The following is an 18,789-nucleotide window of genomic DNA, read 5'->3' on the forward strand; positions in this document are numbered from 1 at the left end:
TCACGGGCGGTCTCCACGGAGGCGGTCGCCGACCCAGCGGGCCAGGGCGAGGGGGCTGAGGGCGGCCACCGGCATTCCGGCCGCGACGAGTTGCCGGGCGACCGGGACGGAGTAGCGGGGCGTACCGGAATCGTCGAGGGCGGCGCAGCCCATCAGACGGGCCCCCGAGGCGGCCAGCGCGCGGACCTCGCCGAGCAGCCCGCCGAGCGGCCCGCCCTCCTCGAAGTCGCTGACCACGACGACCAGCGTGCGGCTCGGCACGGTGATCAGCGAGCGCGCGTGCGCGAGCCCGGCGGCGATGTGCGTACCGCCGCCGACCCGTACTTCGAGCAGTAGCGACAAGGGGTCCTCGACCTGGCCCGTGAGGTCAACCACCTCCGTGGAGAAGGCGAGGAAGTGGGTGGAGAGCATGGGAACTCCCGCCAGTACGGCGGCGGTCAGCGCGGACCAGACGACCGAGGCCTCCATCGAACCGGAGACGTCGACGACGAGGATCAGCCGCCAGTCGGCCTCGCGGTTCACCCGGGTGCTGAACACCGGCCGTTCGGGTACGACGACCACCCGGCCGTCGTCCAGCCTGCGGGCGTGCGCCAGATTGGCCCGCAGGGTCCGGGGCAGGTCCAGCATGCCGCCGGGGCGGCGGGTGGGGCGCGGGGTGGACAGGCCCGAGAGGGCCGGGCGCAGCCGGGTGGCCAGCTCCTTGCGCACCTCCTCGACCAGCCGTTTCACCAGGGGTCGCAGCCTGGCGAGCTGCTGTTCGGGCAGCCCTCCGGCGAGGGAGAGCACCGAGGTGAGCAGCTCCACGGAGGGCCGTACGGAAGCGGGGGCGAGCTGGGTCAGTACGTCGGTGCGGCCCGCTCCGGCGGCCGCGGCGAGCACCTCTTCCCGTACGTCGGTCCCGAAGAGCGCTTCCAGCTCCTCGGCCCACTCGCGCGCCGTGGGGAACGAGGCCTCGCGGCCGCCGCCGCTCCCACCGCCGTCGAGGTCGCTCGCGCCCTCGCCGCGGCCGGCGCCGTACAGCTCGTCCAGGGCGTGGGCGTAGCGGCGGGCTCCGGCGGAGAGCCGGTCGTGGTGGCGGCCCAGGAGCAGGCGCCAGCGGTCGGGCGGGGTGAGCCGGTGCGGGGCGGCGGGCTCGGGGCGGGGGTCTCCCGCCGGGGCGGGCACGGGGGTGGGGACGGTCGCGGGGGTTCCGGCGGTGCGGGGGACGGGCAGCGGTACCGGCAACGGGAGCGCCGCGAGGGCGGCGAGGCCCGCGGCGTCCGCGGCGGCCCACCGGGCCAGCAGGGCGGGCGGCGCGTCGAGGGACAGGTCGATCCGGTCGCCGAGGCGTTCCGTGACGGTGTCCAGGAGCCGGTCGCGGGCCGCCGGGGCGAGGGCGTCGAAGCCGCCGCGCAGGGCGGGGAGCCGGTCCAGGAACTCCTGGTCGGCGAGGCGGTCGATGCGGTCCAGGAGGGGGGTGAGGGCGGCCGGGGAGGAGTCGAGGAGCGGGCCGGCGGCGGTGAACAGGCCCGCGAGGCGACGGGTGAGCGCGCGGCGGCCGTCGGCGGTGGTGGCGCTGTCGATCCAGCCGGCCGCGCGGTCGCCGAGGTCCGCGGCGGGGTCCAGGTCGAGCAGGACCCGTACGGCGAAGGCCGCGCCCTGCATCAGCGGCGAGGCGGTGGCGGTACGGGTGCCGGTGGCGGGGCCGGTGCCGGTCAGGGTGGCGAGGGACGCGTCCAGCCGCAGCCCGAGGCGATGGGCGGCGGCCCGGTCCGCGAGGGCCACCAGGGCGGCCGCGTCGGCCGGGTCCTCGCTTCCGGCGAGGCCGGGCAGGGCGCGGACGGACGCGTCCAGCAGATCGGCGCCGAGGGCGGTGGTGTCGACCCGGCCGCCGGGGAGGTGGCCGCGCCGCAGCGCCTCCAACAGCTCCAGGGATTCCAGGAGTTCGGGCAGGGTGGCGGCGGCGGGCAGCACTTCGGCGGCCTCCTCCAGCCGGGCCGTCAGGAGTGCGGGCAGATCGCAACGGGCCGCGGCGGCCAGGCCGGTGAGCACCTGGGCGCAGGTCGGGCCGCCCTCGGCGGCGGCGCGGCGGGCGGTGTCGCGCAGGGTTCCGGCGGCCGCCTGCTCGGCCGTGACGCCGCGCACACCCGCGAGATCGAGGCGGGCGGGGACCGAAGGCGTCCAGGAGAGTCGCCACTTGGTGCCGAGGGCCGCGCCGTCGCCGGTCGCGGCGACGGTGAGCTGTTCGCCGTACGCCGCGCCGCACACCAGCAGCCGTTGCAGCAGGACCTCGCGGCGAGCATCCAGGGCGGAGCGCAGCGGGTCGAGGCGGATCTCGCGCGGGGCGGGGTCTTCGGGCGACGGCAGGCGCAGCGCGGCCAGTTCGGCCTCGACGGAGGGGCCGAGGCCGGACCGGGGGGTGTGGGGGGCGGTCCGGCCGCGGGCGGTGCCGATGAGTACGGCCTCCAGGGCGCGGGCCAGCGCCCGGCCGCGGCCCAGGGGTTCGCCCTGGGCCAGGACGGTCGTGACGGCCTCCAGCAGCTCGCCCCGGCCGGGGGCGGGGAGCCCGCGCAGCCGGGCCAGGTCGCAGGCGACGCGCAGGGTTTCGGCGGCCTCCCCGGTCCCGGCGGTGTGCCCGGCGCGGCGGAGCTCCCGGCAGACGGCGGTCACGGCGACGGAGGCCGCGTCGCGCACCCGGGCGGGGTCGCCTGCGGCGGTCAGGACGGCTTGCTGCCAGAGCGGGTCCCGGATGCCGGCGGGGTACCCGGAGCGCGAGTCGAGCAGATCGAAGGAGTACGGCACGAGCGAGGTCACCACCCCGCCGGCCCCGGCCCCGGCCCGGGGGCCGGGTCCCGGGGTGCGGGTGCCGGTGCCGTCGCCTGGGCGGGGGTGGGTCCCGGGGCCTGCGCCCGGGCCGGTGGCCGTGCCCGGGCCCACCGGGGCTGTGCCGGCGTCGGTGCCGGCGTCGGTGCCTCGGCCAATGCCCAGGCGGGTGCCGGGGCTTGAACTGGTGGCCGGGCCCACCGGGTCGGCACCGCTGTCGGGGCCTCGGCCGGCGGCGGGGCTCGGGGCTGGGGCGGTTCCGTTGGCTGGGGGCGGCGGGCTCGTGGCGGTGCTGGGGGCTGGGTGGGGCAGGAGCGCGGGGGCGTGGAAGGCGCCGATCACGGCGGCCACGCGGCGGCCCGCGGCGGTGAGGGCGGTGATCACTTCCCGCATGTGGGCTTCGCGAGCCAGGTCCCTGGGGTCGATGGCCCCGGTGTCCTCGCGCAGGGCCCAGCCGACGCCGAGGGCGGCCCGGCGGATCGCTTCGGGTGGGCAGCCGGGGGCGAGCACCTCTACCGCGCGGTCCCAGAGGTCTTCGCCGTCTCGGCCGGTGCCTTTGGCGGACAGGGCGGCGGCGTATCGGGGCCGGGCCGGTGGCGGGGGCGGGCCGCCGGGATCGACGGCCGGTGGGCCCTCCGGGGGCGCCTCAAACGCCGGCGAGGCTGAATGTGCCCCCGCGGCCACCGGGTGGGCATCACCCAACCCCCCGCGTACGGAGCTGGCGGGGGCGACAGCCGGGACGGCCGGTACGCCCTCCGGGGGCGCCTCGAACGCCGGCGAGGCTGAATGTGCCCCCGCGGCCGCCGGGTGGGCATCACCCGACCCCCCGCGTACGGAGCTGGCGGGGTCGACAGCCGGGACGGCCGGTACGCCCTCCGGAGGCGCCTCGAACGCCGGCGAGGCTGAATGTGCCCCCGCCGACGGGGCTGGATGTGACGCCGCTGGGGGTGCGCCGGTCAGGGGGAGGTCGCAGCAGATGACGTCGATGTTGCGGGCGCGGGCCCAGCGGATGGCGGACAGTTCCGGGGAGAAGTCCGCGAACGGGTAGAAGGCCAGGTGGCCTTCGGGGGTGGTGCCGGCCAGGGCGATCGGGGCCAGGGTTTCCGGGTCGCCCAGGTGGGGCAGCCAGGGCTGGAAGTCGGCCGGCAGTTCCACGCAGACCACGTCCGCGCCGGAGGCGGCCAGCAGGGCGGGCGTCACCGCGGCCAGCGCGGGGCTGTGGTGGCGCACGCCCAGCAGGTACGGCTCCCGGGACGCGGCCAACGCCGCCACCACGCTCCGGGGTTCGGGGGACGTCATCGCAGCGAACCCCGCAGGTCCCACAGGCGGCGCCACATCGCCGAGCCGTCCTCGGCCCGGCGGCGGACCGGGCCGTCCCAGTACCCGAGCAGCCGCCCGTGGTCGGCGGGGTCGTCCTTGCGGACCACTCCGAGGAGGTGCCCGGGCAGCAGGTCGAGCACGTCGCCCCCCGGCAGGTACGCGGCGGCGACCCCGAGGGACGCGGCCACCTGGACGGCTTCGGCGGTGGACATGACCGTACCGGGGCGCTCCACGTCCCAGCCCTCGGCGGAACGCCCGGAGCGCAGGTCGCGGAAGACGGTGACCAGCGCGTCGAGCACCGCGTCGTCGACCCCGAAGGCGGCGCCCGCCCGCTGGACGGCGGCCACGGCCTGGCGGCGGATCAGGGCCGCTTCCGCGTCGGGGTCGGCGATCGGCTGGACCGTCTCGAAATTGAAGCGGCGCTTGAGGGCCGCGGACATCTCGGAGACGCCCCGGTCGCGCAGGTTCGCCGTGGCGATGACCGTGAAGCCGGGCGCGGCGCTCACCTGCGCGTCTTCGGAGCCGGTGAGTTCCGGCACGCTGATCCGGCGGTCGGAGAGCAGGGAGACCAGCGCGTCCTGCACCTCGGGCAGGCAGCGGGTGATCTCCTCGACCCGCACGACCCGCCCGGTGCGCATGGCGGCGAGCACCGGGGAGTCGACCAGGGCCTGCGGGGTGGGCCCCTGGGCCAGCAGGAGGGCGTAGTTCCAGCCGTAGCGGAAGGCGTCCTCGGTGGTTCCCGCGGTGCCCTGGACGGTGAGCGCGCTGGTACCGCAGACGGCGGCGGACAGCAGCTCGGAGAGCATGGACTTGGCGGTGCCGGGCTCGCCGGTGAGGAGCAGGCCGCGCTCCCCGGCGAGGGTGACGACGCAGCGCTCGACGAGGGCCCGTTCGCCGACGAACTTCGCGGCGATGGCCAGCTTGGCGGGCAGGCCGGTCCGGCGCCCGGGCAGGGCGAGTTCCGTGCCGTCGCTGCCGCAGACGAAGGTGACGACGGCGCGCGGGGTCAGCAGCCAGCCGGGCGGGCGGGGCCCGGTGTCCTGGGCGGCGAGGAAGGCGAGTTCGGCGGCGTACCGCTCCTCGGCCGGCAGGCTCTGGCGGTCCCCCGTGGTGGCGGGGGCAGCGGGGGTGGGAGCAGCGGCGGCGGGCCGCTCGGTGACGGTCATCGGGTGTCTCTCCGGTGCGATGGGGGCGTGGGCGGCGGTCAACGGCGGCGGGTGCGCTTGACCTTGAGCGTCTCGAAGCGCGGGGCGTCGCCCTCGCGCACCCGCTGCCAGGCGCGCCGGTAGAGGTCGGCCGCCGGTTCGGACGGGACGAGCACGCCGAGGACCGGCCGCCCGCCGGCGAGCGGCTCGTACAGCGGGAGCTTCCACTGCTCCAGCGGCAGCGCGGGGGCGGTGGCCTCCGTCCAGGCGCCCGGGAGGAACAGGGTGCGCCCGGCGCGGGCCCGGGTGCCGCTCACCACGAGGTCGGTGGCGGCCAGTTCGGCGCGGGCCGCCTTCAGCCGGGCGGGCTTCCAGCCGGTCCAGCGGGCGGTGTTGCGGTCGGTGGGGTCGGGCATGGCGAGGAGCGCGAGGTACAGGGCGGCCGCGTCGGCGCCCAGCCCGTGGGCGGTGGCGGCTTCGGCGACCAGGTCCGGTACCGACCGGCTCGGGTCCTGCGGCCACCAGGTGCCGTCGGGGGCCGCGGAGCCCGCCGCCGGGGCTCCGGGGTCGGCGAGCAGCGCGGCGAACCGCGCGGTGTGCACGACCCGCAGGGCGGTCTCCAGGGAGGTCGGCCACTGTTCGGCGGTGCGCAGCAGCGGCAGGTACGGGTCGGTTCCGGCGGAGTCGAGCAGGGCCGGGCGGATGGCGGGCTTGGGCTGGTCGTCGGCGGTCGCCAGGACCACCGCGCCGAACCGGTCGAAGCCCTCGCCGGTCTCGGTCGGCGTACCGGCCGTCGTGCGGAAGTCCCCGAGCCGCGCGAACTCCTCGGCGCTGAGCAGGAGTTCGGGCGCTGCGAGACGCTGGCGGAGGGCGGTGAGAGCGGGCGGGAGGGCGGCCCGGAGCGGGTCGCCCGCGGGCAGCCGGTGGGCCAGCCACGCGGTGCAGGCCAGCACGCCGGTCAGGACGGTGGTGGTGAAGGGGCGGGCGGTCGCGTCACGGGGCTCGGCGTGGTCCCCCCTGATCGTCCAGGGCACGTCGGTGGAGAGCTCCGGCGCGCTCGCCGGGTCGAGGAGCGCGGGCAGGGCGCGCTGGGCTCCCCATCCGGCGCGCACCTCCCGGACCGCTTCGGCGAGCAGTGCCTCGGGTACGGGCGTACGTCGGCCCACGCGCCGGTTCCACAGCTCGGCGGCGGCGGCCACGTCCGGGCCCTCGGTCCACAGCCCGGCGGGGTCGGCGGGCAGCAGCGCGCCGGTCAGGGCGCGCCGCAGGTCGAGGTCGAGGCTCCGCAGCTCGATCCGGGCGGCGGACGCGTCGGCGACCTTGACGTCGAGCAGGGTGCGCAGCTCGGTGGGCAGGAAGTTGTGGTCGTAGGCGTCGATGCGGGGCAGTCCGGCGACCAGCAGTTTGGCGAGGGCGGTGGGGACACCGGTCAGCCGGGCGAACTCCCGGGCGGCTTCGGGGAACCAGGGCACGTCTCCGCGGGCTCCCGCTTCGGTCAGGAAGCGGGTGATCCAGCCGGCGTCGCGCGTGCGGTCGCCGAGGGGGGCCTCGGCGCGCAGGGTGTAGGGCTCGGGCGCGGTGAAGCGGCCGGTGGGGTCGTGCAGGAGCGCGCCGAACTCGTGGCCGTCGGGGACCGGCCGGGCCACCTCGGTGAGGGCGAGGACGGCGCCGCCGCCGAGCGGGAGGACGGTGCGGTGGTGGACGGTGTGGCGCGCGCCGTTGTCGGTGCGGACGTGGTCCGGGGTGAGGTGGACCAGGACCCGGCGCCAGCTGTCGGCGGACCCCGTGGCCGAGGCCAGGCCCAGCGTGTCCACCGTCCCGAGCAGGGTGCACAGCGCGTCGCGCTGGGCCCCGGTGGTCCCCGGGGCGACCGCGCGGTAGGCGAGGGCGGCGGGGTGGTCGAGCAGATCGGACCAGGGCAGGCCGGAGTTCGGCAGGTCCGGCAGGTCGAAGTGGACCCGGCCGGGGGCCGCGGGAGCGGTGGTGTCGGCGCGCGCCGTCGCGATGGCGTGGAGGTACTGGTGGAGCAGGTCCCGCTCGCCGTGCCAGCGGTAGTAGCCGGATCCGGTCAGCCCGCCGAGCGCTTCGTGCAGCACGGCGTCGGTGGGGCCGGTGGCGGTCGCCGGGGCGGCGCCGCCGGGTGCGAGGCGGGCGGCGGCGCGGTCGAGGACGGACTGCTGGGTGAGCGTGAGCCGGAGGGCCTCGACGACGCCGCCGATCATCTTCGGGTGGGTGACCGCGGGCAGGGCCGCCGCGACCAGGGCCGGCAGGTCGGCGTTCTTGCCCGCGGCGGCCGCCGCCTTCAGGAGCGCGCCGACGCTCTCCCGGTCGGCGGCGCGCAGCGCGGCGGAGGCCTCGGGGTCGCGCGGGCGCAGCGCGTACCAGTGGGCGAGGGGCGGGAGTTCGACGCTGCCGGTCGCGAAGGTGTCGCCGTACCCGCCGCGCGAGCGGAGGGTGACGACGCCATCGGGGTCGGTGAGGGAGAGTTCGCGCCAGTGGTGGGTCAGGACGCGGAGGCGGTCGTCGCCGGGGAAGGCCGGCGCGGAGACGGGCATCTCCCGGCCTTCGGGGGATGTGACGCGGCGGCCCGCCGTGTCGCGCGCGCTCCAGCCGTGGCCGGGGACCCGCACCGCGCACCAGCCGAGCAGTCCGTCCACGGGGGCGCCGAGCACGGAGCCCGCCACCGTGGGCGCGGGCCGCAGCCAGTTGCCCTGGCAGGAGCAGTTCCCGCTGCACGGGCCCGCGGGGATGCCGTCGGCGGCCTGGTCGCGCACGGCGTCGGCGAGGAAGGCGGGCAGGGAGCGCCGCCCGTGGGCGCCGCTCGCGGGGTCGTATTCGCACCAGCCGCCCGCGGCATCGCCCTCGGCGTCCTCCCACACCCAGTACGCGGCTCCGTCGTGGAGCACCGGCCGCTCGCTGGGCAGCCGGGTGTCGCCGCGGTGCAGGACCCCGCCGCCGACGGCGCGGCCGCCGCCGGGCAGCGGCAGGGAGACGTGCTGCGAGCGCAGGCTCCAGTACCCGCGGCCGCCGCCGTCCTGGTCGAAGCCGACGGTGAAGACCCGGTCGGGGGTGTGGTGCCAGTAGCCCTCGACCGCTCCGCCGTACGTTCCCCAGAACACCAGCAGTTCGCCGTCGACGTAGTGGAAGCCGTACCGGCGCGTGCCGCCCTGCGGGGAGCGCAGGTCGTGGACGAGGACGGTGGACTCGGCGTCGATGACGCGGACCTGGGAGGTGCTCGCCACGATCAGGTGGGGCCAGGCGTCGACGACGGTCAGGCCGTCGCGGCCCAGGCCGGAGGCCAGGTCGGCGAGGGCTTCCTCCCAGGCGGGCCAGATCAGTTCCTCGAAGAGTCCGCCGCGCAGGGTACGGGCGAGGGTCTCGCCGAGGTCGGCGGCCACGGCGGCGGCGACCTCGTCCGGGGCCAGTTCCAGGGCCTCGGTGGGCAGCCAGTTCAGCCGGGCGGTGGCGGCGGGCAGGTCGGGCAGGCCCGCGGAGGTGGACTCCGCGGCGACGGTACGCATCCACTCGGCCAGCAGGGGGCGCCCACCGGGAGCGGCGGCGAGCCGGCGCACGACGTCCGGGCCGGGGGCGGCTTCGCCGAGGGCCTGGGCGGCGCGGTGGAACGCGGGCCGGAACCGCTGGTCGGCGGCGAGGGCGAGCAGGTCGCGCCGCTGGTCGGCCTGGGCCCAGTCCCGCAGGTTCAGCTGGGCGTTGGCATCGCGGTGGGGGTGGGGGTCGGCGACGGGGAGGCCGAGGGAGAGCAGGAGGTCGAGGAGGTCCACGTCCTGTACACCGATGTCGAGGACCGGCTGCCGGGCCGGGACCACGGTCGGGGTGGTGTCGGCCCCGGCGTCGTCCGGCCCGCCCCGCGCCGCGTCGAGTTCGGTGCGCAGCTGTCCGGCCGCGCGGGTGACGATGTCCAGCAGCAGCGGCGGGGTGGGGCGGGAGCCCCAGCCGCTGTGGCGGGCGGCGTGGAAGCGCTCCAGCCAGCCGGCGGCCCCGTCGGGGCTACGCTCCTCCGCGGGCCGGTCCGCCGCGGAGACGAGCCCGGCGGTGGCGCCGGACTCCTCGAGGACCTCCAGCCACAGGGCGCAGAGTTCGGCGCCGTGGTCGGAGGTCACGGGCGGGACGAGGCCGAGCAGGATGCCGCGGGTGGCCGGTACCCGGCGGGCGAGGCCGATGAGCGCGCCGCGGTGCGCCTTCCACCAGCCGTGGGCCGCGCGCAGGGTGGCGGGCAGGGGCAGCAGTTCGGCGAGGTGGTCCTGCTCCGCTTCGGTCCCGGCGATCCCGGCGGCCTTGGCGAGGCGGCGCAGTTCGACGGCGGCCTGCGCGGAGGGGGCCAGGCCGCCCGCGGTGCGGCGCACGCAGAGGCGGCGGAAGCGCTCGTACGCCTCGGCCGGGGCCACCCGCGCGGCCAGCTCCTTGCCGTAGCCGGTGAGCACCTTCACGGGGAGGGCGCCGGCCAGGGCGAATTCGAGGAAGACGGCGTCCAGCCGGTCCTCGTCGACGGCGAGGCCGTGCCGGGCCTCGCTGGTGCGGGCGCGGGTGAAGAGCTGGGCGGCGTAGGTGGTGTTGTCGACGGCGAGGAAGAGCCGGGCGGCCTGTTCGAGGAAGACGGGCAGGAAGTGCGGGACGGCGGCTTCCAATCGGCCGGCCAGTTCGAGGCAGCCGTCGAGGGTCGCCTTGGGCCGGGTCTTGACCTGGCGGGCCAGCCGGTCCAGTTCGGGGACGACGGCCAGCGCGTGGTGGCCGTCCTCGGGGTGGTGGACGAGCACCCAGGCGGGGAACCCGAGAGCCTGGCGGCGGCCGATGCCGACCACGGCCGGTTCGCCGTCGGGGACCAGCCCGAGGAAGCCCGCGGCGAGGTCCTCGGCCGCGCCCAGTTCGTCGGCGGCGAGGCGGACCACGACGCGGTCGTCGTCGAGCGCCGGGTGGCGGTAGGCGCGGGCGGTCAGGCCGACGGCGCCCGGTCCGGCGCCGGGGGTGCCGCTGGGCAGCACCGCGCCCGCTCTGAGCAGCAGTTCGGCCTCGCGCACGGTCTCCACACTCTCTCCCCGGTCCTGCTCCACGCGGTCCATTTCCCCGCGCTCCCGCTCCACGATGTCCTTCACGCCGTCCTCGTTCGTGTCCTGGCCGCTCGGGCCGGTGGTGGTGCCGTCGGCGTTCACGCGTCGCCGCCCTCTTCGATGCGGCGTCCCGCGTACAGCGCCGCGGCCATCCGCATCCCCTCGGACCAGGCCACCGGCCCGACCTCGGTCAGGCGCACGGCCCGGCCGTCCGCGTCGCTCCAGGTCAGCGCGCCGGTGCTCTGCTCCTCCTCCCAGTACGGTTCGCCGACCCAGACGGCGGCGGAGGTGGCGCGGCCCGCGTCGCGGACCGCGCAGGTCGCGTAGCCACCGGAGACCCGGTAGCCGAGGGAGGTGGCGCGTGCGGTGAGGCTGAAGCGCGTCGGGAACACCCCGCCCGCGAAGTCCCGGACCTCGAAGGCGTCGGCCACGGAGGCGGTGCTTCCCGGACCAGCGGCACCGGCAGCGGCGGCGCCCGGCCCGGGCTCGGCGGGCCGCTGCCAGGTGGCGCGGTGGATCTGCTCGACCCGCTGCTCGATGCCGAGTTCGGCCGCGAAGTCCCGTACGTCGTCCAGGTCGGGCAGCAGCACCGGGTGCGGCAGGGTCACCGTGCGCGGGGCCAGGCGCACCGTCTCGCCGTCGAGGTTGACCATCCGCAGTTCGCCGGAGGCGCTCGCGTCCCGCAGGAAGCCCGCCTCCTGCGGGTCCTCGCCGGTCACCACGAGGTCGCGCAGGGCGGCGCGCCAGGCCTCGTCGGGCCAGACCCGGGCGATCAGCGCGGTCGGCACCGGCAGGGAGGACACCATCCAGGTGTCCACCTGGGCCAGGCACTCGGCGGCGTGCCGGTCCAGCCATTCGGAGAGCCGGCGCAACCGGTCCACCTCGGGGTGTTCCCGCAGCGCCTTGGGCAGCGTCTTCAACTGCCGTCCCGCCGAGCGGCCCGCCGTGGACCGCGCCGCCACCCGCCCCTCCACCAGGGCGATCTCATACCCCTCGCCCGCCGCCAGCCATGCCATCAGCCCGTGCCCCTCCGCCTGTCCGATCAGGGTGCGCGCAGCCTGGACAGGGGGGTATGAAGCCCCCCTGAGCTGCGGCATGTCCGGAAGACTAGAGGGGCCCTCTGACAACGCCCGCGGCGCGGGGGCGAACCTGACGCGCGCTCAGCGCACCCGGTCGGCGAGGGCCGTGAACTGACCCCACGTCTGCTGTGGCGTGCGCGGGTCCCAGACCTTCTGGGCGAGGGCGGCCAGCGGCAGCCGGATCCCCTCGGCGACCTGTGCCTGGGTCTGGGACCCGGCCAGGTCGCACCAGACGGCGAGCCGGGCGCCCAGGATCTGCCCGGAGTAGCGGGCGGGGACGGCCTCGGTGCCGCGCAGGACGAGCGGGGTCCACTGTTCGTAGATGCGGCGGCCGGTCGGGTAGGTGAAGTCGTTGGGCTCGCCGAGGACGTAGTACAGGTACTCGTCGTTGAGGTTGACCACGGGGCGTCCCTCGCGCAGGTACTCCAGGGGCGGCCTGGCCCCGATCTCCTTGCCCGTCCAGTACTCGACCTCGATGTCCCGGGCGGCGGTGGCGGCGCCGCCGGTGAAGAAGCCGTCGTTCCACGCCTTGGGGACGCGTCCGGCGCCGCGGACCACGGCGGCGCGGTCGTTCAGCCAGCCGGTGGCCAGGTCCGCCACGCCGGCCCCGGCGCCGTACCGCTTCCGGGCGGCCGCGGCGAGCTGCGGGAAGGAGGCCTGCGGGTCCTTGACCACCAGTGCCTGGTATTCGTCGGCGCCGACGTGCCAGTACGCGCCCGGGAAGAGCGGCAGGTACTCGCGCAGCAGCGAGTCGACGAGCTTCGCGGCCGCGGGGTTGGATATGTCCACGGCGCCCTTGACGGCCCTGCCGTTCACATCGCGCAACTGCAGGGCGGGGTAGGCGCGCAGGACGGCGCCGAGGTGTCCGGGCGAGTCGATCTCGGGGACGACCTGGATGTGCAGGCTGCGGGCGAGGGCCACGATCCCGCGCACCTCGGCCTGGGTGAGGTGCGGGTCGGAGACGATCTCGGGGTGGCTGACGGAGGCGATGCGGAAGGCCTGGTCGTCGGAGAAGTGCAGGCCGAGCTGGTTGAGTTTGAGGTCGGCCATCTCGCGCAGCCTGTCCTCGATCCACGGGGCGGTGAAGTTCTTGCGGGCTATGTCGAGGTTCAGGCCGCGCTGCGGGCGGTCGGGCGCGTCCTTGACGGTGCCCTCGCCGATGGATCCCGCGGCGCGCACGGCCTGTTCGAGGGTGCGGGTGCCGTAGAAGACCCCGGCGTCGTCGGGACCGGTGATGCGGACGCCGCCGCCCTTCACGGTCAGGGTGTACGACTCGGGTACGGGCTTGGCGGCGCCGGCGGGTGCGGCGTCGAGGGCGAGCTGGACGTCGCCGGGGCGGGCCGGGCCGCCGTCCTCGGCGTAGCCGAGCTTCAGATCCCTGGCGAGGGCCTTCCCCTCGTCGGCGAGGGCGGCCGCGTTGCCGGGGGCGACGACGACCCGGGCCGCGGGGGCGGGTTTCCAGCCGGGGCCGCGGGCCGGGGCGAAGTCGCGGACGGCGGGGATGGTCCGCGGCGCTGTGGAGAGGGGGTAGCTGCGGCCCGGCGACGGGGCGGGGGCGCTGGGCGCCGTCGGATCCGGGCTGCCCGGGGCCGCCGGGGAGCTGGCCGCCCCGGTGGGCTGTGCGCGGTCGCTCGCGGGGGCCGACGTACAGCCGGGTACCGCGAGCGCGGCCACCGCGACGGCGATGGCCGTCGCGGTGGTGCGTATGTTCCCTGTTCGGCTGTTCCCTGTTCGGCCCATGGTCACCTCATCCCCCACCAACCTCCCACCGGCCGGCGCGCTACGCGACCCGAACCGGCACCTCCGCTTCCGCCGAGGCCGTCGCGGGGGCCGGGCCGGGGGCCGGGGCGGTGGCTGTCCCGGCGGCCGCCGGGCCGCCCGCCGCGACCAGCCGTCCGGTCCGTGCGGTACGGCGCTCCAGCGCTCCGGAGACCAGGGCGAGGACCAGGGCGGAGGCGGCGAGGGCGGCGCCGACCCAGTTGGGGGCGGTCCAGCCCAGGCCTCCCGCGATGACGAGCCCGCCGAGCCACGCCGCGAGGGCGTTGCCGAGGTTGAAGGCGCCGATGTTCACGGCGGAGGCCAGGGTGGGCGCGCCCGCGGCCTGGTCGAGCACTCGCTTCTGGAGCGGCGGCACGGTGGCGAATCCGAGGGCGCCGATCAGGGTGATGGTGATCGCGGCGGCGGCCTTGTGGTGCGCGGTCACGGTGAACAGGGCCAGTACGAGCGCCAGCGCGCCCAGCGTCCCGTACAGCATCGGCATCAGGCGGCGGTCGGCGAAGCGGCCGCCCAGCAGGTTGCCGCCGACCATGCCGAGGCCGAAGAGGACGAGCAGCCAGGTGACGGAGGTGCCGGCGAAGCCCGCGACGTTCGTCATCATCGGGGTGATGTAGGTGATGGCGGCGAAGACCCCGCCGAAGCCGAGCACGGTCATCGCCATGGCGAGCAGGACCTGGACGTTGCGGAAGGCGGCCAGCTCGTGGCGGATCCGTACGCCCTCGGGCCGCGGCAGGTCGGGGACGAGCCGGGCGATGCCGAGCAGGCCGAGGACGCCGAGCCCGGCGACGATGACGAAGGTGACGCGCCAGCCGAGGTGCTGGCCGACGAGGGTGCCGAGCGGGACGCCGACGACGTTGGCGACGGTGAGCCCGGTGAACATCATGGCGATGGCGCCCGCCTTCTTGTCGGGGGCGACCAGCTCGGCGGCGACGACGGCGCCGATGCCGAAGAAGGCGCCGTGCGCGAGGGAGGCGAGCACCCGCCCGGCCAGCATGACGCCGAAGGCGGGGGCCAGGGCCGAGAGCAGGTTGCCCGCGATGAACAGGCCCATGAGCAGCATCAGCATGCGCTTGCGCGGGATCCGGGTGCCGAGGACGGTCATCAGCGGCGCGCCGAGCACGACGCCGAGGGCGTAGCCGGTGACCAGGAATCCGGCGGTGGGGATCGAGACGCCGTAACCGGCGGCGACCTCGGGCAGCAGGCCCATGATCACGAACTCGGTGGTACCGATCCCGAAGGCCCCGATGGCGAGGGCGAGGAGTGCGAGTGGCATGGGGGGAGCCCTTCAAGGTTTCAAGGGGTGTGCTGTGGGGGCGCCGAGGGCGTGTCGCGGAGGGGCGGACAGCTTGCCCGGGCGCCTTACAAGCGTCCACATTAATTGCACGCGCGGGATATTTGCAAACGCGGGCTATTGCGGATGTGTCCTATCCTGAAGGGGTGCGCGCGCCCGGCGCGTCACGCGAGGAGGACCCCATGACCGCCACGGACGGCGCGCTGACCGCCCTCTCCCAGGGCTGGTGCGCGCTCTCCCTGCTGCACGGCAGGATCGAGACCCACATCGAACGGGCCCTCCAGGCGGGCCACGGGCTCAGCGTCCGGGAGTACTCGCTCCTCGACGTCCTCAGCCGGCAGCACAGCGGGCCGGGCGGGCACCTGCGCATGCACCAGGTCGCCGATTCGGTGGTGCTCAGCCAGAGCGCGACGACCCGCCTGGTCACGCGGCTCGAAGACCGCGGGCTGCTCAGCCGCTACCTCTGCGACACGGACCGCCGGGGCATCTACACCGACGTCACCGAGGCCGGGCTGACGCTGCTGGCGTCGGCCCGGCCCACGAACGACCGCGCCCTGCGCGAGGCCCTGGACACGGCTTCCGCCAACCCGGAACTCGCGCCGCTGGTCGCGGCCGTCACCGGGGCGGCGAGCTGACCCCGGAGCTCGGGCGCGCGGAGCTCCCCGGAGCGGCCGTCCCGGTCTGAGAGGGGCTCGCGCTGGGGACCGCGCTCGGGCTCGTGCTCGGGCCCGGCGTGCGGGGCGGCTGGGGCGACGACCCGCCCCGGGAGGCCGAGGGCCCCGGGGACGGCGGAGCGGAGGCGCTGCCGGACGGACCCTGCGAGGGAGCGACGGACGGCGCGGGCCGCGCCCCCGACACGCCGGGGGTGGGGGTCGGCGACGGCGCGGGCAGCGAGGGCGGGGACGCGGGCGGCACGGGGCGCGGGGCCTGATCGGGCGCGAGGGCGACGTACCCGACGGCGATGGCCGCGGCCGCGGCGAGCCCGGCCAGGGGCAGGGCGAACCGGCGCGGCGGCAGGTACGCCAGCCGCCGCAGGTGCGGGCCGGGGGGATCGGCGGGGCGCAGCTCGCGGACGGTGACCTGCTCGGCCCGTGCCGACAGCGCCGCCCGCAGCCGCCGCTCCACGGGCCGCTCCCCGTCACCGTCCCCGCCGTCCGTCCCGCCGCCGCCGAAACCGTCGCCTCCGCCGAAACCGGGGGCGACGGCGTGCGGAACGGGAGCCTGACCGCCACCGGGACGGTGCCGCCCCCCGGCGGGACGCGCCTCGGCCACGGGCCGCTGCCCGGGCGCGAAGGCGTCGGGGGCGGAGGGGGCGGAGGGGGCGGAGGGGGCGGAGGGGGCGGGCGTGAACGTCGGCGGCGCGGCGGCGGAGCGGGTACCCGGGGTACGGGCTGCGCCGGGAGTCGGGGTGCCCGGGGTGCGGGGCGGGCGGGGCGGGCGGGGGGCGGGCGGGGTCATATCCGGCCTTCCAGGATGCGCTCCAGCGCGTCCAGGGCGCGGCTCGCGGTCGACTTCACCGAACCCCGGCTGATCCCGAGGGTGGCGGCTATCTCCGCCTCGCTCAGGTCGGCCCAGTAGCGCAGCACGAGCACCTCGCGGCGGCGCGGGGTCAGGCGGCCGAGGGCGGCCAGTACTTCGCGGTGTTCCTCGTCGAGGACGACGTACTCCTCCGCGGACGGTACGTCGGCCGCCGCGGGCGGGGTCCAGGCCCGGACCGTACGCCTGCGGCGCAGCACGGAGCGGGCGGTGTTGACGACGGCCGTCCGCAGGTAGCCGAGCGCGTTGTCTATCTCGGTGATCTGTTCGCCGTGGCGCCGGTACAGGGCCGTGAAGGCGTCCTGGACCACGTCCTCGGCGGTGGCCTGGTCGTCCACGAGGAGCACCGCCAGCCGGACCATCCGCAGCCGGTGCGCGTGGTAGAGCTCGGTGACGGTGGGCGGCTGCTCGAACGCGTCGCCGTCCGCGCCCGCGAAACCCCCCGGGAAGGCGGCCGGGGCGGCGCCCGCTCCCGGGAACGGGAACGCCTGCCCGGGCCCCTCCCCGACGCGCCGCTCGCGCGCGAGCAGTCCGCGCCACCCGCTCAGCGAACGCGGCCAAGGCAAGGTGAGCAGCACGCGGGCGCCCCGCCCCGCCCGGCCGGAGCCGGGCAGGACGAGGCGCATGTGCGGTGCGGGCCGCGGCAGCGCGGCGGGGTACGGCATGAGCAGGGCGTTCCTCGCGTGGAGCACGTCAGCCGTTGGCGCGGCGCCGGACGGCGTACAGGGTGCCGGCACCCGCGATGACGAGCACCGCGGCGCCCGCACCGATCGCGATGGTGGCCGGGTTGCCGCCAGTATGCGCGAGCTCCGGACCGGCGGACGAGGAGGGGGTGGCGGCGGGCGCCGCGCCGGGGGTGGACGGCGAGGAGGAGGGGGTGCCCGGGGTCACCACCGAGGGGGCGGTGCTGGGCTCCGCGCTGCCCGAGGGGCGCGGGGCGGCGGTGGCGGGGCTGCTCGGGGAGGAGCTCGGCCGGGCGGTGGAGGGGGCGCTGGGGGCCGCGCTGGGCGAGGCACTCGGCGCCGTGCTGGCCGAGGGCGCCGGAGCGGCCGCGCCGGCGGCGTACGCGGGGGCGGCCAGGGAGGCGAGCGCTCCGGCGGCGGCGACGGCGAGGGCCACGCGGCGGACGGCCGGGGCGACGGGACGGGCGGCGGAGCCGGAAGCGCGCTTGACGATCTTCAAGGTGGTTCTCCACGGTCGGGTGAAGGACGCGGTATTGCGCCCTTCACCCCCGCACGACGCGCGACCGCGGCCGAGGTTGCCGACGTTCCCGAAAAACTTTTCCCGGATGTTCCGGAGGTGGATCTGCGGGGCCTGATGTACGGCGATGCGCCCCGGCGGGTCAGGGCGCCGCGGCCCGGCCCCGGGGGCGCGCGCCGGTCACCTGGCGCAGCGCGGTGCCCAGGACCGCGATCCCCTCCTCGATCTCGCTCGCGGGCCCGGCCGCGTAGCCCAGCACCAGCCCCGGCGGCCCGGGGCGCACCCGGTGCCACGACAGCGGATGCGCCTTGACCCCCGCGGCGAGCGCGACGGCGGCGAGTTCGGTGTCCACGAGGCCGGTACCCGCGCCTCCGGTCCGCGAGCCCCCGGCGCGCGAACCCCCGGTCCGCGGCGCGGGGTCGAAGGTGACCGTCAAGTGCAGCCCGGCCGCCGCGCCGTGCACCCGCGCTCCGGGCAGGTGCACCGCGATGGCCCGCAGCATCGCGTCCCGGCGCGCCCGGTGGCGTCGGCGTACGAACCGCAGGTGCCGCTCCAGCTCCCCCGACGTCATGAGGTGGGCCAGTACCAGCTGCGGGAGGGCCGCGTTGCCGAGGTCGGCGTTGCGTTTGGCCGTGACGACGGCCTCGCGGTGGCGCTCGGGGACGAGGAGCCAGCCCACCCGGATCGCGGGGGCGAGGAGTTTGGAGACGCTGCCCGCGTAACAGACCCGCTCGGCCAGCAGTGAGCGCAGCGCCGGGACCGGAGCGCGGTCGTAGCGGTGCTCGGCGTCGTAGTCGTCCTCGATGATCAGCCCGTCCTCCTCGGCGGCCCAGCGCAGCAGGTCGCGGCGGCGCTCGCCGTCCAGCACCACACCGGTCGGGAACTGGTGCGCGGGGGTCAGCAGGACGGCCTTCGCACCGCCGGCCCGCAGCGCGTCCACGCGCAGGCCGCCCTCGTCCACCGGTACGGGCACGGTGGTGAACCCCCCGTACTCCAGCTGCTGGCGGGCCCCGAGCGAGCCGGGGTCCTCCACGGCGATCCGGTCCACCCCGTCCGCCCGCAGTACGGCCCCGAGCAGGGCGAGCGCCTGGGCCACGCCCGCTACGACGATCACCTCGCCCGGGTCGGCCCGGATCCCCCGGCTCCGGGCGAGCCACTCCGCGACCGCCGCGCGCAGCACCGGGGCGCCCCGGGCATCCCCGTAGCCGAAACCGGACGGCGGCAGGCTCCCCAGTACGGCGCGTTCGGCCCGCAGCCAGGCGGCCCGCGGGAACGCCGCGAGGTCGGGGACGCCGGGCGAGAGGTCGATCCGGCAGGCGGCGGCCCGCAGCGCGTCGATCGCCCCCTCCCGGGCGCCCGCGCCGAACAGCGCCCCGGCCGCCCGCGCCCCCGCTTCCGGCGCGGCGGTCCCGGTCGCCGCGGGGGCGGTCGCGGCGGTCCCGATCGCGGCGTTCGCGGGGCCGACGGCGCCGGGCGCCGCGCCCCCCGGACCGCCTCGGAGCAGCTGTTCGGCGCGGGCCTGGGTGACAAGTCGTTCGGCGGGCTGCCGATCGACACCAGCTGGCTGGCCGTCT

The 18,789-nt window shown here is 77.0% G+C and carries 11 protein-coding genes; 1 reads left to right on the forward strand and 10 read right to left on the reverse strand.

What is annotated here, in order from left to right; genetic code table 11:
• The 6 genes from ABT084_RS07845 to ABT084_RS07870 form a co-directional block, all read right to left on the reverse strand.
• Positions 1 to 4,101, reverse strand: coding sequence for a DUF5682 family protein (locus ABT084_RS07845; RefSeq protein ID WP_351039257.1), 4,101 nt, complete (start codon positions 4,099 to 4,101; stop codon positions 1 to 3).
• Positions 4,098 to 5,288, reverse strand: a complete 1,191-nt coding sequence (locus ABT084_RS07850) for an ATP-binding protein (protein ID WP_351039260.1) — start codon at positions 5,286 to 5,288, stop codon at positions 4,098 to 4,100. The genes ABT084_RS07845 and ABT084_RS07850 overlap by 4 nt, the downstream gene beginning before the upstream one ends.
• A gap of 38 nt (positions 5,289 to 5,326) precedes the next feature.
• Positions 5,327 to 10,435, reverse strand: coding sequence for a DNA-binding protein (locus ABT084_RS07855; protein WP_351039263.1), 5,109 nt, complete (start codon positions 10,433 to 10,435; stop codon positions 5,327 to 5,329).
• Positions 10,432 to 11,349, reverse strand: a complete 918-nt coding sequence (locus ABT084_RS07860; RefSeq protein ID WP_351039266.1) for a DUF4132 domain-containing protein — start codon at positions 11,347 to 11,349, stop codon at positions 10,432 to 10,434. Before ABT084_RS07860 ends, ABT084_RS07855 begins: the two co-directional genes overlap by 4 nt.
• Positions 11,350 to 11,493: 144 nt before the next feature.
• The gene (locus ABT084_RS07865; protein WP_351039269.1) at positions 11,494 to 13,152 is read right to left on the reverse strand and encodes a beta-N-acetylhexosaminidase; all 1,659 of its coding nucleotides are present in this window, start codon (positions 13,150 to 13,152) and stop codon (positions 11,494 to 11,496) included.
• Positions 13,153 to 13,192: 40 nt separating this feature from the next.
• The gene (locus ABT084_RS07870; protein ID WP_351039271.1) at positions 13,193 to 14,461 is read right to left on the reverse strand and encodes an MFS transporter; all 1,269 of its coding nucleotides are present in this window, start codon (positions 14,459 to 14,461) and stop codon (positions 13,193 to 13,195) included.
• Between the two features lie 200 nt (positions 14,462 to 14,661).
• Between ABT084_RS07870 and ABT084_RS07875 the strand changes: the two genes are divergently transcribed.
• On the forward strand, positions 14,662 to 15,114 hold the full coding sequence (locus ABT084_RS07875; RefSeq protein WP_351039274.1) for a MarR family winged helix-turn-helix transcriptional regulator: 453 nt from the start codon (positions 14,662 to 14,664) through the stop codon (positions 15,112 to 15,114).
• Here ABT084_RS07875 and ABT084_RS07880 read toward each other — a convergent pair.
• The 4 genes from ABT084_RS07880 to ABT084_RS07895 all read right to left on the reverse strand — a co-directional run.
• Positions 15,095 to 15,937, reverse strand: coding sequence for a hypothetical protein (locus ABT084_RS07880; protein WP_351039276.1), 843 nt, complete (start codon positions 15,935 to 15,937; stop codon positions 15,095 to 15,097). The genes ABT084_RS07875 and ABT084_RS07880 overlap by 20 nt on opposite strands.
• Complete coding sequence (locus tag ABT084_RS07885) at positions 15,934 to 16,641, reverse strand: RNA polymerase sigma factor (protein ID WP_502968863.1); 708 nt, start codon at positions 16,639 to 16,641, stop codon at positions 15,934 to 15,936. The genes ABT084_RS07880 and ABT084_RS07885 overlap by 4 nt, the downstream gene beginning before the upstream one ends.
• Positions 16,642 to 16,708: 67 nt before the next feature.
• Positions 16,709 to 17,197 (reverse strand): LAETG motif-containing sortase-dependent surface protein, encoded by a 489-nt coding sequence (locus tag ABT084_RS07890; protein WP_351039282.1) that lies wholly within the window; start codon positions 17,195 to 17,197, stop codon positions 16,709 to 16,711.
• A 160-nt stretch (positions 17,198 to 17,357) separates the two neighbouring features.
• Positions 17,358 to 18,789, reverse strand: a 1,432-nt coding sequence (locus ABT084_RS07895; protein ID WP_351039285.1) for an aminotransferase-like domain-containing protein, incomplete at its 5' end; no start/stop codon positions are given.

This window comes from Streptomyces sp. NPDC002138, assembly GCF_040296485.1.
Taxonomy (GTDB): domain Bacteria; phylum Actinomycetota; class Actinomycetes; order Streptomycetales; family Streptomycetaceae; genus Streptomyces.